12 protein-coding genes and 1 pseudogene are annotated in these 14,130 nt (G+C 47.9%); 11 read left to right on the forward strand and 2 right to left on the reverse strand.

Annotated elements, in window-relative coordinates; all coding sequences use genetic code 11:
- Nucleotides 1-17 precede the first annotated feature (17 nt).
- Nucleotides 18-347, forward strand: a complete 330-nt coding sequence (locus tag J4760_RS00935) for a YlaH-like family protein (RefSeq protein WP_145285081.1) — start codon at nucleotides 18-20, stop codon at nucleotides 345-347.
- A 49-nt stretch (nucleotides 348-396) separates the two neighbouring features.
- On the opposite strand, the gene J4760_RS00940 is transcribed toward J4760_RS00935, so the two are convergent.
- Nucleotides 397-879: a hypothetical protein gene (locus tag J4760_RS00940; protein WP_237604502.1), complete on the reverse strand. Its 483-nt coding sequence runs from the start codon at nucleotides 877-879 to the stop codon at nucleotides 397-399.
- Between the two features lie 147 nt (nucleotides 880-1,026).
- On the opposite strand from J4760_RS00940, the gene J4760_RS00945 reads away from it, so the two are divergent.
- The 3 genes from J4760_RS00945 (at nucleotide 1,027) to J4760_RS00955 (ending at nucleotide 6,131) form a co-directional block, all read left to right on the forward strand.
- Complete coding sequence (locus tag J4760_RS00945; RefSeq protein ID WP_145285086.1) at nucleotides 1,027-1,326, forward strand: Fpa/YlaN family protein; 300 nt, start codon at nucleotides 1,027-1,029, stop codon at nucleotides 1,324-1,326.
- Nucleotides 1,327-1,357: 31 nt separating this feature from the next.
- Nucleotides 1,358-2,542: an FtsW/RodA/SpoVE family cell cycle protein gene (locus J4760_RS00950; protein ID WP_145285089.1), complete on the forward strand. Its 1,185-nt coding sequence runs from the start codon at nucleotides 1,358-1,360 to the stop codon at nucleotides 2,540-2,542.
- A gap of 151 nt (nucleotides 2,543-2,693) precedes the next feature.
- Nucleotides 2,694-6,131, forward strand: coding sequence for a pyruvate carboxylase (locus J4760_RS00955; protein WP_237604503.1), 3,438 nt, complete (start codon nucleotides 2,694-2,696; stop codon nucleotides 6,129-6,131).
- Nucleotides 6,132-6,161: 30 nt separating this feature from the next.
- On the opposite strand, the gene J4760_RS00960 is transcribed toward J4760_RS00955, so the two are convergent.
- Nucleotides 6,162-7,055, reverse strand: coding sequence for a COX15/CtaA family protein (locus J4760_RS00960; RefSeq protein WP_237604504.1), 894 nt, complete (start codon nucleotides 7,053-7,055; stop codon nucleotides 6,162-6,164).
- Nucleotides 7,056-7,365: 310 nt separating this feature from the next.
- Here J4760_RS00960 and cyoE point away from each other — a divergent pair, with 310 nt between their 5' ends.
- The 7 genes and pseudogenes from cyoE (at nucleotide 7,366) to J4760_RS00995 (ending at nucleotide 14,091) form a co-directional block, all read left to right on the forward strand.
- Entirely contained in the window at nucleotides 7,366-8,286 is a 921-nt protein-coding gene (gene cyoE, locus J4760_RS00965) for a heme o synthase (RefSeq protein ID WP_145285097.1), read from the forward strand.
- Between the two features lie 30 nt (nucleotides 8,287-8,316).
- Nucleotides 8,317-9,381, forward strand: a pseudogene (gene coxB, locus J4760_RS00970) (cytochrome c oxidase subunit II); the annotation flags it as partial.
- Between the two features lie 266 nt (nucleotides 9,382-9,647).
- Entirely contained in the window at nucleotides 9,648-11,564 is a 1,917-nt protein-coding gene (locus tag J4760_RS00975) for a cytochrome c oxidase subunit I (RefSeq protein WP_237604505.1), read from the forward strand.
- On the forward strand, nucleotides 11,564-12,190 hold the full coding sequence (locus tag J4760_RS00980) for a cytochrome c oxidase subunit 3 (protein WP_145285105.1): 627 nt from the start codon (nucleotides 11,564-11,566) through the stop codon (nucleotides 12,188-12,190). The genes J4760_RS00975 and J4760_RS00980 overlap by 1 nt, the downstream gene beginning before the upstream one ends.
- A 1-nt stretch (nucleotide 12,191) precedes the next feature.
- The gene (locus tag J4760_RS00985; RefSeq protein WP_145285108.1) at nucleotides 12,192-12,533 is read left to right on the forward strand and encodes a cytochrome C oxidase subunit IV family protein; all 342 of its coding nucleotides are present in this window, start codon (nucleotides 12,192-12,194) and stop codon (nucleotides 12,531-12,533) included.
- A 127-nt stretch (nucleotides 12,534-12,660) separates the two neighbouring features.
- Nucleotides 12,661-13,614: a cytochrome c oxidase assembly factor CtaG gene (ctaG, locus tag J4760_RS00990; protein ID WP_145285111.1), complete on the forward strand. Its 954-nt coding sequence runs from the start codon at nucleotides 12,661-12,663 to the stop codon at nucleotides 13,612-13,614.
- Between the two features lie 21 nt (nucleotides 13,615-13,635).
- Nucleotides 13,636-14,091, forward strand: a complete 456-nt coding sequence (locus tag J4760_RS00995; RefSeq protein ID WP_145285113.1) for a DUF420 domain-containing protein — start codon at nucleotides 13,636-13,638, stop codon at nucleotides 14,089-14,091.
- Nucleotides 14,092-14,130: the final 39 nt, after the last annotated feature.

Raw genomic sequence — 14,130 nt, forward strand, 5'->3', positions numbered from 1 at the left:
TGTTTCTCCCTGAACTGATGAATGTAAATGTAACGGAACGCCTGACGTTTTTCGGCAGAATCTTCGGCCTGGATACGAATCCAGGGGCGGGCATGTGGTACCTGTTCATTACCATCTTCGTGCTGTCGATTCTTGTCTATAACCTTGGATTTGCGCGCAAAATCAAGATATGGCAGAACGTGATCATCTACATCGTCATGTTTTTCGGTTGTATAATGCTGACGTTCTTCGGCGCTTTCCTGCCGGTTGCAGAAAGTCTGGTTGTTGCTGCCATCATCCTGGCACTCTATCGTTTCAGACTGCATCAGGAACGCAAGGCCGGTAATATCAAGACTTCCGGAAAATAGAAAAAAGCTGTTCATCCATAGGATGAACAGCTTTTTTTGCTGAATGGTACTAGTCGAACCTGATGCCGCTGACGTGTTCGAGGCGTGTCTCGATCTCTCCCTCTTTGATGACGAGCACATCGATGAGGCCATCTTCATACAGCTGCTTCCCATCCCGGCTGAAATGGGCATAGAAAGTGTGGCGCGCGTCGTATGGGAGTATTGTCGTATCAGCTTCATGAGTGAAGGTGATCATGGCATCTTCGCCACGGACCGGCTCTGCGTATTCAAGAAAAGGCTTCAGGCAGATGGCGAAAGTCCCATCCAGCAGCTGCTGCTTCTTGAACTTCTTTTCGGATTTAAGTGTCGGCGGCTTCGTTGTGCCTTCTATAATCTGACGGTTCCATTCTTTCGAATCGGAGAAGTCGATCTGTTCTTCATCCGCATCATTTCGGAGTATTTTATCAAGCTCTTCTTTACGGTCATCGAAGATCCATGTGGAAGGATCCAGTGTGATCTGAAAACGTACATTACCCATAATCTGTATTATCATATTCATTCGCTCCTTATGATGTAATTATAACAGACTTGAACAGCATATATAAATGTCCGCAACTGCTTTCATATGCTCGTCTTCGCTTGCTTTTTTACGTATGGTGATATAAAATTTTATAGAGAGTTTATAGAAAGGGGTTATTTCGTGTCCACATTAAATGAACTGAGTAAACAAGCTTATGACCAGCTGGAGAAAGACGCAGAGAAGATTGTTCAGCTGATCGAAGTGCAGATGGACAATTTGACAATGCCCCAATGCCCTGTCTATGAAGAAGTACTGGACACCCAGATGTTCGGGCTATCCAAAGAAGTTCATTTTGCTGCCAGGCTTGGCCTGATCGATCCTCAAGATGGCCGTGCACTGCTGGAGAAACTCGAGAAGGAAGTCTCCAAAGTCCACGATGCATATATGAAAGATGAAAAATTCGAGTCTAAAGGAATGTAATCTTTAGACTTTTTTTAAATGAGGCGATACATTGTCATTCATAAAAGATTTCTTCAATTACGTAAGAGTTTATTCAAAATATGTCGATTTCACCATAGTCATTACATACGTACTGCTGAGCCTGATCGGCCTTGTCATGATCTATAGTGCGAGCATGGTGACAGCCTGGAAAGACGGGGGCAGCCCGGAGAGCTTCTACATAAAACAGCTGGTTGCCATTGTTCTCGGATTTACAATCGTCTTCATCATGGCATACTTCATGTCTGGAGAGTTTCTGAAGAACAAGTATTTCCAGATGATTGCCACAGGCAGCATCTTCATTCTACTGGTATATACAGCACTCTTCGGTATGGAGGTCAATGGTGAGAAAAACTGGATCCCGATTCCTGGAGTAGGCTTCAACTTTCAGACTTCCGAGTTCTTCAAGATTGTCACCATTCTTTACCTGGCCTATATTTATGATCGGAAGAGAGACCGGCTGAAGCATCTGGAGGGCGGCCACCTTGTTCCTCTTCTTTTTATCGGCTTCTGTACGATGATCGTCATCACCAATGATTTCGGAACGGGTCTTGTCATCATGGGGATCATAGCGGGCATCTTCCTCTATTCCGGCATCCCGATCGGCTTTCTTGCGAAAGCAGGGGGTGTACTTGCTGTTGCTGCCGGTGTTGTCGGCATATTTACGTACCTCATCAAAGGCAGCATTCTTTCCCCTTATCAGCAGGCAAGGATCGATACGTTCCTGCACCCGTTCAATGATCCGACAGGTACCGGGTACCAGCTGACCAATGCACTTGTCTCCATATCACATGGCGGCATTACCGGTACCGGCATCGGCGACAGCGTAATGAAGCTCGGCTACCTGCCTGAGCCGCATACCGATTTCATCTTCGCAATCATTGCAGAAGAACTCGGGTTGATCGGTGTCGTGTTCATACTCTGCCTCTATCTGATCATCGTCATCAAAGCACTCAGGTACGCTGCCATATCGAAAGACATGTTCTACCGCCTGGTGTGCATCGGTGTTGCAATCTATGTTGCTTTCCAGCTGTTCATCAATCTTGGAGGCATCTCCAAGCTGATTCCACTGACAGGTGTACCATTGCCGCTTCTAAGCTATGGTGGATCTTCGTTCCTGAGCATTTCGATTGCCATCGGTCTTTTGATCATAGCGGCCAAGCACGTAAAAAAATCAAAAGAGATGGGACGTATCTGAACCGGACATCATTGATGTCCGGTTTTTTTCATATACCATGTGAGCGGTTCCGTAAATGTTTCAAAAATAGTATGAAAATTTCGTAATGAATTTCATTGTTTATTTTTTGAATATTTAATATAATTGATTGGTATAGTAAAGGAGGAAGATTATGAATAGAATCAACAAGCTGCTTGTCGCCAACAGAGGAGAAATCGCAATTCGTATTTTCCGGGCATGTACAGAACTGGATATTACTACTGTGGCAATCTATAGCAATGAAGACAAAGGTGCGCTACATAGATATAAGGCGGATGAAGCTTATCTGGTCGGTGAAAATCTATCTCCGACTGAGAGCTACCTCAATATAGAAGCAATCATCAGAGTAGCAAAGAATGCTGGAGTGGACGCAATCCACCCGGGCTACGGCTTCCTGAGTGAAAACATGGAATTTGCAAGACGCTGTGAGGAGGAGGGCATCATATTCGTCGGTCCCGAGCTCCGTCACCTCGACATGTTCGGGGACAAGGTCAAGGCTCGCGAGACTGCAGTCGCCACAGGCCTGCCTGTCATTCCAGGCACGGATGGTGCGGTACAGTCCTTCGACGAAGTGGAGGCGTTCATCGAGACGCACGGCTATCCGATCATCATCAAGGCCATTTCAGGCGGCGGCGGCAAAGGCATGCGCATCGTCGAAAGTGATGACGATCTTAAAGACAGCTACGAGCGTGCAAAAAGTGAGGCGTCGAAGTCATTCGGCAACAGTGAGGTCTATCTTGAGAAATACATCGATAGGCCGAAGCACATCGAAGTCCAGATCATCGGTGATACGGACGGCAACATGCTTCATCTGTATGAGCGGGACTGTTCCGTCCAGAGGCGTCACCAGAAAGTGGTGGAGGTTGCCCCTTCAGTCGGTCTGACTGATGAACTGCGCCTTGAAATATGTGAGGCTGCAAAGAATATGGGCGAACAGGTCGGCTATGTCAATGCTGGTACAGTGGAGTTTCTTGTAGCGGATGATGAATTCTATTTCATCGAAGTCAACCCGCGTGTCCAGGTCGAGCATACAATCACCGAAATGGTCACAGGCATCGATATCGTCAAGACACAGATCCAGATCGCCGATGGCAATACACTGTTCGGTGAAGTCATCAACCTCCCGAAGCAGGAGGACATCCCGCTCATGGGCTACGCGGTACAGTGCCGTATTACAACAGAGGATCCTTTGAACGGCTTCATGCCGGATACCGGTGAAATCATGGCGTACCGTTCCAGTGGTGGTTTTGGTGTCCGTCTGGACGCCGGAGACGGTTTCCAGGGTGCAGTCATCTCCCCGTACTACGATTCCCTGCTTGTAAAGCTGTCGACGCATGGACTGACGTATAAGGATGCCAATGAGAAGATGACACGCAGCCTGAAGGAGATGCGGATCCGCGGCATCAAGACGAACCTCCAATTCCTGATCAATGTCATCGGCAACAAGGACTTCCAGAAAGGCGACTACTCGACGAAGTTCATCGATACGACGCCATCCCTTTTCGAGTTCGAAAAGCCGAAGGACCGGGGAACAAAGACGTTGGAATACATCTCGACAATTACCGTAAATGGTTTCCCGGGTGTAGAGAAGCGCCAGAAGCCGCACTTTGATCCTCCTGTGCTGCCGGACTATGAGCCGGATATCAAAGAGGGGACAAAGCAGATTCTGGATCGTGAAGGGCCGGAGGGGCTCGCAAAATGGCTGAAGGCCCAGAATGATGTGCTCATCACCGATACGACGATGCGGGACGCCCACCAGTCGCTTCTGACGACACGTGTCCGGACCTACGATATGAAGAAGATTGCACCTTATACAGCGCATGATCTGAAGGATGCATTCTCCCTTGAAATGTGGGGTGGGGCAACGTTCGATGTCGCCTACAACTTCCTGAAGGAGGACCCTTGGAGACGTCTTGAGGTACTCCGCAGGGAAATACCGAACGTACTCTTCCAGATGCTGCTGCGTGCATCCAATGCGGTGGGCTACAAGAACTATCCGGATAATGTCGTGGAGAAGTTCGTGCAGGAAAGCGCGGATGCCGGTATCGATGTGTTCAGAATATTCGACTCTCTGAACTGGATGGAGGCGATGAAGCAGCCGATCGAAGCGGTGCTCAGGACAGGCAAGGTGGCGGAAGGTGCCATCTGCTACACAGGAGATATTCTGAACCCGGAGCGTTCCAATGTCTATACACTCGACTATTATAAAAATATGGCCAAAGCCCTCGAAGCGGAAGGTGTCCATATTCTCGCAATCAAGGATATGGCGGGTCTTCTGAAGCCGCAGGCAGCCTATGAGCTGATCGGCGAACTGAAGGCCACCGTGGATATTCCGATCCATCTGCATACGCATGATACGAGCGGCAATGGCGTACTGATGTATCACAAGGCGATCGAAGCCGGTGTGGATGTTGTCGATACCGCCCTCGGGGCGATGAGTGGATTGACTTCGCAGCCGAGTGCCAACACCCTCTATTATGCACAGAGCAGCCAGGACAGGCAGATCCGTGCGGATATAGATGGTCTTGAGCGGCTCAGCCAGTACTGGGAGGGTGTCAGAAGATACTACACTGATTTTGAAAGTGACATCAAGAGTCCGAACACAGAAATCTACAAGCACGAAATGCCGGGTGGACAGTATTCCAACCTGTTCAGCCAGGCCAAGTCCCTCGGACTCGGCGAGCGTTATGGTGAAGTGAAGAAAATGTTCCAGAAGGTGAACTTGCTGTTCGGTGACATTGTCAAAGTGACCCCATCATCCAAAGTGGTCGGCGATATGGCACTGTTCATGGTTCAGAATGATCTGGATGAGGAAAGCGTCATCGATCGCGGTCAGCATCTCGACTTCCCGGATTCCGTCGTCAGCTTCTTCAAAGGTGAAATCGGCAGACCGGCAACAGGCTTCAATACCGAACTCCAGAAAGTTGTTCTGAAGGGCAGCGAACCGCTGACGGAGCGTGCAGGAAAAGTGATGGAGCCTGTGGATTTCGATGCGCTGAAAGAGGAGATGTCACAATTCTGCGAGCGGCGGATCACCGATAAGGATGTTCTGTCGTATGCGCTCTATCCGAAAGTATTCAAGGAATTCATCAGCACAAATGACCGGTTCGGCAATGTTGAAGTGCTGGATACGCCGACGTTCCTTTTCGGCATGCGGAAAAATGAAGTGCTCGAAATCGAAATTGACAAGGGCAAAACACTGATTGTCAATCTGCTTTCGATCGGGCACGTTCATGAAGACGGCTGCCGCTGGATGTACTTCGAACTGAACGGATTCCCGAGGAAAGTCTACATCAACGATGAAAATGTGGAATCCACTTCAGCCCGTCTGAAGAAGGCGGATCCAACCGCACTTGGAGATATCGGCGCCCAGATGCCGGGCACAGTAAGTACAGTGAAGTACAAGGCAGGCGACACATTCAAAAAAGGGGAAGTCATCATCATTACAGAAGCCATGAAGATGGAGAACTCTGTAAAGGCACCATTTGATGGCAAAGTATCCGAAGTGTTTGTGGCTGCTGGAGATAAAGTCGAGTCCATGGATCTGATGATGACAGTGGAAAAGGCATAAAATAAGACCCACACAACTGTGTGGGTCTATTTATTTGGCTCTCGACAGCAGAAGAATGAAGTAGCATAGCAGTCCGAACAGCAGAGTTATGAACAGTGCATGCAGCAGGGCGATGAATATGTTGACGAGTGTCAGTACGCTAAGCATGCCCGTCAGTGCCTGCAGCAGTACGAGAATGAATGCAATCGTCCAGCCATACTTCAATATTCTATACTGGCTGTAGTGTCTGAGTACATGGATCAGTATGATGAATATCCAGATGACGATGATGCCGGCAAGTACACGGTGGCTCATCTGTACCCATTGGTAGAAGTCAGCTGCCCATAGCTGGCCCTGTCCACAGTGCGGCCAGCCCAGACAGGCAAGTGATGAATCCGTATGCCTTACCAGTGCGCCGCTATAGACAACGAGATAGATATAGATTGTCAGGAATATTGTATGATATCTGAGGTAGGAACCAATGGCAAGGGACTGTGCCTCAAATTTCTGATCGACTTCGAATACGAGTAGTGTAAGCAGAAAAACTGCAGCAAAGCTGATCAGTGAAATACCGAAATGCGCTGCAAGAATGAAGTCGTTCTGCCCCCATATGACTGCGCCTGCTCCAATCAGTGCCTGAACAAGAATGAAACTGATGCTCAGAATGACAAGAAAGCGCGTTTCCCTCTTGTGCGGCAGCAGCTTGAGTGCCAGCCAGCCCAGCAGACCGACCATTATGATGGCCATGCCGGAGACGCCCCGGTGGGCAAGTTCGATGATTGTTTCAATAGGCCATGAGCTCGGGATGATCTGTCCGTGGCATAATGGCCATGACCGTCCACATCCGTCGGCAGAACCGGTTTTTGTTACCAATGCACCACCGATCTGCACGAAGACCATCATGAGTGTCGTGACGACGGCCAATACTTTTAAGTTTTTATACAATGGTAACACCTCAATAGTTCTTTTGCTGTAAGTGGTCACAGATAACTAATATATATGAAAGAACTTGTCCGTGCAATCACGAATATATTCGATTGCCCTTAACAATTCCAGAATATATGGTAAAATCGAAATGTACAACAAACAACTATTCCCAGTATAAAACACAAAAGGAATGAGATTGTGGCACATTGATGAACAATTTTTGAACAATATAAAATGTAACGAATTTATTTCAGAAATGTATAGTAAATGTGTCATTTTTAATTTATTATTATCTGTAAATGTGTCTGTGGTGAAAGGAGGCGTATGGATGCAAAGTGATGTATATGGTAATGATGTGCATCATGATAGTAAGGGAATCACCTTCAAGGCAGTGAAGACACTGGTCAAGGATGGTATTATCAAGGCAAACCTGATTCCGGCCTTTGCCGCAGGATTTCTGGCTGTAATGTATTATAATCAGTCTTTCTTCTCCAATGTGCCACTTCTGCTGCTGATGGTTGCAGCAACCGGACTTGTCATAGGCGGCGTAGCCGCACTGAACAACTACTACGATCGTGACATCGATGCTGTAATGGCATCGAAGCAGTCGAGACCAAGTGTAGACGGTACTTTCTCCGGTCGGGATATTCTGATGATCGGATACGGCAGCCTGGCTGTCGGGGAGATCCTTCTGTACTCGATCAATTCGACTGCCGGAACACTCGGTCTGATTGCCGCTTTCGGGTACGCAGTCGTCTACTCGATATTTGCAAAGCGTCACCTTCTATCGAATACGGTCATCGGTGCAATTCCCGGAGCTATGCCACCGCTTATCGGCTGGGCCGTAATTGAACCGGATCTTCATATACTTGCCTGGGCGATGTTCATCGTGATGTTCTTGTGGCAACCCCCACACTTCTACGCATTAGCAATAAAACGGAGCGATGAGTACAGCATGGCAGGAGTGCCTATGCTTCCTTCCGTAAAGGGGAATCATCGCACGAGGATATCAATTGTCTTCTGGGTGGCACTGCTTCTTTTTACTCCCATCATGATGACTGAACTTGGCTTGTGGTTCGTCGTTCTGGCAACCGCATTGAACATCATATGGCTGGTCATCTCGTTCAACAAGTTCCGTCCAGTCGAAGATGATAACCGGCATGCCGGCAAGGTATTCATCTTCTCATTGAACTACATTATGATTTTCTTCGTAATGATCATTGTCGCCGGTCTATTAGGAAATTTCTAAAGCTTAAGAATGAAAGAGAGGGCTATTTACATGAAAAATCGTTGGATGAATGCCAAGTGGCTTGGACTTATCACGATCTTGGCTGCATTCGCATCCGGGTGTGGTAAGAATCATCTCAGCACTTTAAGACCAGCTGGTGAAGTTGGACAGGAACAGTTCGATCTGATGCTGCTATCCATCATTATTATGCTGTTTGTTGTTATTGCAGTTTCAATCGTCTTTACTATCGCTGTAGTAAAGAGCCGCAGGAAAAACATGGGCGAGGATTTCGAGCCCAAGGATATTGCCGGAAACCATACACTTGAAGTGATCTGGACCGCAATCCCGATCATATTACTTATTATCCTTGCTGTTCCGACCGTCTACCTGACATTCAAACAGGCGGATACAGAGGCAAGTGAAAATGATGCTGGCGAAGTGAACAGCGAAGAAGTAGTCATCAACGTTACTGCAAACCAGTACTGGTGGGAATTCGAGTATCCGAATGTAGGCGTCGTTACTGGCCAGGAACTTGTCGTTCCAACGGATACGAAAGTATACTTCAACCTTCAGGCTTCCGATGTAAAACACTCATTCTGGGTGCCGGCCGCTGGTGGTAAGATGGATACGAACGTTGAAGGTATCAACAGTTTCTACCTTACATTTGATGACGAAAAAGCACAGGATTCAAACCGTCTGTTCTATGGTAAATGTGCTGAGCTTTGTGGTCCATCCCACGCACTGATGGACTTCAAAGTGAAAACCCTCCCTGAAGACGAATACAATCAATGGCTCGCAGACATGAAGAGTATCGAAGAACCTGTACAGGCATCTGCATCCGATGCAGCTGAAGGCCAGGAAATCTTCAATAACTCCTGCATCGGCTGCCACGCTGTTACACCAACTGGAGCAGGGGCACAAGGGCCTAACCTGACAAACTTTGGAGACCGTGAACTGATTGCAGGCTACCTGGCTCACAGTGAAGAGAACCTCATCAACTGGATCAAGGATCCGGAAGCATTCAAGCCGGACAACAAGATGACAGGCGCTTATGATCTGACAGATGAGGAAATCGCATCTGTTGCCGCGTACTTGATGGAACTCAAAGTTGAAGAGGGTTCAGGTGATGTTGAAACGCTAAGACAAAACGCAGAAGAATCCTCGGAAGAGGGATCCACTGAATCCAGTGGAGAAAGCGAAGGTTCTGCAGAAGAAGCTTCCTCGGAAGAGCCTGCTGCAGAGGGCGAAGAATCCACGGAAGAAGCGTCTCCCGAGTCTGGTGAAGAAGCTTCAGAAGAAGCCTCCTCGGAACCTAGCGAAGAAAGTGCATCAGATTCTGAAGAATCCACTTCGGAATCCGATGAAGAAGGAGGTAACTAGTAATGGCATCCACAGCTAAAAAGCAAGGTGTCGGCTCTGTAGTCTGGGAATACCTGACTACAGTAGACCATAAGAAAATAGCAATACTCTACTTGATTGCTGGTGGTTTCTTCTTCGTAGTTGGTGGTATTGAAGCAATGATGATAAGACTTCAGCTTGCAGTACCAAATAATGACTTCCTCTCAGCAGGACTGTTCAACGAAATGATCACCATGCACGGTACGACAATGATCTTCCTGGCAGCAATGCCGTTATTGTTCGCATTCATGAATGCGACAGTGCCACTTCAGATCGGGGCGCGTGACGTTGCGTTTCCGTTCCTGAACGCACTCGGTGTCTGGCTGTTCGTTTTCGGTGGTATCTTCCTGAACCTATCATGGTTCCTTGGAGGCGCGCCGGATGCAGGCTGGACAAGCTATGCTTCACTTTCAATCGCGTCAGCTGGACATGGTATCGACTTCTATGCACTCGGTCTTCAGATCAGTGGTGCAGGTACATTGATATCAGGTATCAACTTTGTAACTACAATCATCAACATGAGAGCACCCGGTATGACATACATGAGAATGCCGCTTATGACATGGACGACACTGGTCGCTTCCGTACTTATCGTATTCGCATTCCCGCCGCTCACAATCGGATTGTTCCTCCTTATTTTCGACCGCATGTTCGGATCCAGTTTCTTCCTGGTCGAAACAGGGGGCAACACGATCATCTGGGAGCATCTGTTCTGGATATTCGGACACCCGGAAGTATATATCCTGATTCTGCCGGCATTCGGTATATTCTCGGAGATATTCGCAACATTTGCACGTAAACGTCTATTCGGCTACTCGGCAATGGTATTCGCCACAATCATCATCGGATTCTTCGGATTCATGGTCTGGGCGCACCACATGTTCACAGTAGGTCTTGGACCGACAGCGAACGCGATCTTCGCCTTGGCTACGATGGCCATTGCGGTGCCGACCGGTATCAAAATATTCAACTGGATCGCAACCGTCTGGGGCGGAAGCATAGAATTCACGACACCGATGCTCTACGCTCTTGCATTCATTCCATCATTTACGATGGGTGGAGTCACAGGTGTCATGCAGGCAGCGGCACCAGCCGACTACCAGTACCACGACTCCTACTTCATCGTTGCACACTTCCACTACGTCATCGTCGGTGGTGTCGTGTTCGGACTGCTTGCAGGACTGCACTACTACTGGCCGCTGATGTTCGGTACAATGCTCAGTGAAAAGCTCGGCAAGATCACTTTCGTCATCTTCGTCATCGGCTTCCACGTGACATTCCTGATCCAGCACTTCCTCGGACTATGGGGTATGCCTAGACGTGTGTTCACCTACCTGGATGGGCAGGGGTACAATACAGCCAACCTCATATCCTCGATCGGGGCATTGATGATGGCAATTGCTGTAATCATACTCGTCATCAACATCATTATGACAATCGCCAAGAATCAGAAAGTTGGACGTGATCCATGGGGAGATGGCCGTACACTCGAATGGTCACTGCCGCTTCCTGTACCATACTATAACTTTGCACAGATTCCACTCGTCCGTGGACTGGATGCATACTGGATCGAGAAAAAAGCGAACAACGGTAGAATGATGCCTTCCGAATCATTGGAAGACTTCCACATGCCGAATAACTCATTCATTCCGTTCGTCATGTCATTCGGACTGTTCGTTGCTGGTTTCGGCGCACTGTACTTTGCATCAGGCAAGGACTGGGCGATTGATGCAGTAAGTGGTCTTCCTGTACATCCATGGGCGCCATGGGTACTGGGTCTTGGACTGGCTATTACAATCGGTGCAATGATTACACGTTCTGTAAAAGATGACCTCGGCTACTATGTAACCAAGGAAGAAGTACTCAGAGATCTTGAAGAAGAAGAAAGGAGGGCGAAATAATGGCTCACATGGAATATAATGTGCCAAGCGAAAGATGGCCGGCCCATCCTGAAACTGCGACAATGGAAGGTAAGAACAAGTTCATCGGCTTCTGGATTTTCCTTGCAGGTGAGACTACACTTTTCGCATCTCTCTTTGCGACGTATCTTGCTCTGAAAGATTCAGTACCAGGGGAAGATCATCCCCTGGCTGCTGATCTCTTCGCGCTACCGCTTGCATTTGTCATGACAATGTTTCTACTGACATCATCACTGACAAGTGTCTATGCAATCTATCACATGAGAAACAACAACTTTGCCAAGATGCAGCTATGGCTCGGTATTACCGTACTCCTTGGACTCGGATTCCTTTCATTGGAAATCTACGAGTTCATCGAATATGTGCACCATGGTCATACATTCAGGTCCAGTGCCTTCGGTAGTGCGTTCTACTTCCTGCTCGGTACACACGGTTTCCACGTCGTCATCGGTCTTGGATGGATCACACTGCTCATCCTGCGTAATGCGAGACGAGGTATTTCCGTCTACACGGCGGCTAAAGTGAATACAGCGTCCCTTTACTGGCACTTCATCGATGTTGTGTGGGTGTTCATCTTCACAATAGTCTACTTGCTGGGAGTGATGTAGCATGGCAGAAATCAAACAGGAACCAATGTCTAAAAAGAAGCTCGATTACGTCCGTCGTGAACGCACCAGGGAAATGCGTCAGCAGATCATCTCATTCTCACTGATGATTTTCCTCACGTTCGTCGCTTTCGGACTGGTGGCGATGGATGTGAGTCCGCAGTTCGTCATTCCTATTGTGATAGGCATGGCTTTCATTCAGGTCATCCTCCAGTTCTACTACTTCATGCATATGAAGGACAAAGGGCATGAATTCGCCAAGCTGTTCATCATGACGGGGATATTCTTTGCATTATCTTTTGTAGTTACGTTCATCTATATCGTATGGATTGGCAAACCAATCTAAGTCAGCATAAAGACCGGCACACTGTGCCGGTCTTTATTTGTCATCATATTGTCATGGTATTACCTTGCCCAATAAACGCCTGGAAACTATACTGGGATTAAGTGATTTTATAAAGGGATGATTCTAAATGGAAAACTTGTCATCTATATCAATATTCGGTTTTATCGCAAACTGGAGTCCGTATTTCCTGGCTTTTGTCGTTTTTATTACCGTCGTCTATTTCCTGACCACCAAAAAGTGGTATCGGAAGTTTGAAGGCGGCCGGCCTCTTAAACTCAAGGAAGGTTCGCTTTTTGCCACTTGCATGCTGCTGCTCTATGCCATGTATGGTGCGCCGGTGGACATACTGAGCCATATTCTGTTCAGCTTCCATATGCTGCAGATGGCCGTGGTATTTCTGTTGATTGCTCCGCTGATGTACTTCGCCATACCCGAGTACCTATGGAAATACATCGTGGAACTGCCCGTTCTGAAGCAGTTCTTTGCAATCGCCCGGAAGCCTTTGATACCGCTGATACTGTTCAATGGAATCTTTTCCATCTATCATATTCCGGTCGTGCTCGACTACCTTAAACAGAATGCGCCATTGCACTCCGGATTCAACATTCTGCTCTTCATGCTGGCAATTCTACTTTTCTATCCGATCTTCAACAGGGTAGAGCCGCAGGAGAATCATATGGGTGGGCTGTTCAAGCTTCTGTATGTCTTTGCGATCGGAGCGCTGTTGACACCTGCCTGTGCATTGATCATCTTTGCAGGTGAACCGCTCTACAACACCTATACAGATGGAGATGCGTGGCTTTCCGCAATGGCACTGTGTGTACCTTCCGGTGTTCTTGATGGATTGAGAGGGCAGGGCCTCATTTCAGGTCCCGAGTACTTCACCAATACAACGCCGATCATGGACCAGCAGACAGGCGGCATCATCATGAAAGTGCTGCAGGAGATCTTCTTCGCCTTCATGCTCGGACATCTCTTCTATAATTGGTACAGAAATGAGCGCAGGGATGAAGATGAAGTGACACGCCGCTCCATGGAAGAGGCACGCCTACAGAAAGAACTTTTCAACCAATACAGATAATGGAATAAGGAGAATCACACCGTGCACATTTTACCGACCATCAGTACATTATTCATCGTAATCAGTGCAGTCTTCATGGCCATCGGCATCGCCAAAGTCAGAAATGGACAGATTGACGGACATCAGAAGATGATGACCTATGCAGCAGTCAGCGCACTGATCTTTTTCATCATCTATGCCTCAAGGACAGTATTCATAGGAAACACGGCATTTGGAGGACCGGAAGGTCTCGTTCCTTTCTATACGGTGTTTCTGATATTCCATATCATACTGGCTACATCAGGGGGCATCCTCGGGGGCGTCCAGGTCTACCTGGGCTACAAGAGGAAACTGGCGCGACACAGGAAGATTGCGCCATGGGCATCTACCATCTGGTTCGGTACAGCGATTACTGGTGTCATGGTCTATGTACTGCTGTACGTACTCTACCCGGGTGGCGAGACGACTTCACTGATCAAAGCCATCCTTCAGGGATAGAAAAAGGGCTGCTCGAATGAGCAGCCCTTTTTCTATGAA

The sequence above is a fragment of the Salinicoccus sp. ID82-1 genome (genome assembly GCF_021991715.1).
GTDB classification, from domain to species: domain Bacteria; phylum Bacillota; class Bacilli; order Staphylococcales; family Salinicoccaceae; genus Salinicoccus; species Salinicoccus cyprini.

What these genes read in the sequence shown, in the direction of transcription:
- J4760_RS00935 (WP_145285081.1), top strand. Translation starts at nt 18, where the DNA reads ATGAATGTAAATGTAACGGAACGCCTGACGTTTTTCGGCAGAATCTTC.
- J4760_RS00940 (WP_237604502.1), bottom strand. Translation starts at nt 879, where the DNA reads ATGATAATACAGATTATGGGTAATGTACGTTTTCAGATCACACTGGAT.
- J4760_RS00955 (WP_237604503.1), top strand. Translation starts at nt 2,694, where the DNA reads ATGAATAGAATCAACAAGCTGCTTGTCGCCAACAGAGGAGAAATCGCA.
- cyoE (WP_145285097.1), top strand. Translation starts at nt 7,366, where the DNA reads ATGCAAAGTGATGTATATGGTAATGATGTGCATCATGATAGTAAGGGA.
- J4760_RS00975 (WP_237604505.1), top strand. Translation starts at nt 9,648, where the DNA reads ATGGCATCCACAGCTAAAAAGCAAGGTGTCGGCTCTGTAGTCTGGGAA.
- J4760_RS00980 (WP_145285105.1), top strand. Translation starts at nt 11,564, where the DNA reads ATGGCTCACATGGAATATAATGTGCCAAGCGAAAGATGGCCGGCCCAT.
- J4760_RS00985 (WP_145285108.1), top strand. Translation starts at nt 12,192, where the DNA reads ATGGCAGAAATCAAACAGGAACCAATGTCTAAAAAGAAGCTCGATTAC.
- ctaG (WP_145285111.1), top strand. Translation starts at nt 12,661, where the DNA reads ATGGAAAACTTGTCATCTATATCAATATTCGGTTTTATCGCAAACTGG.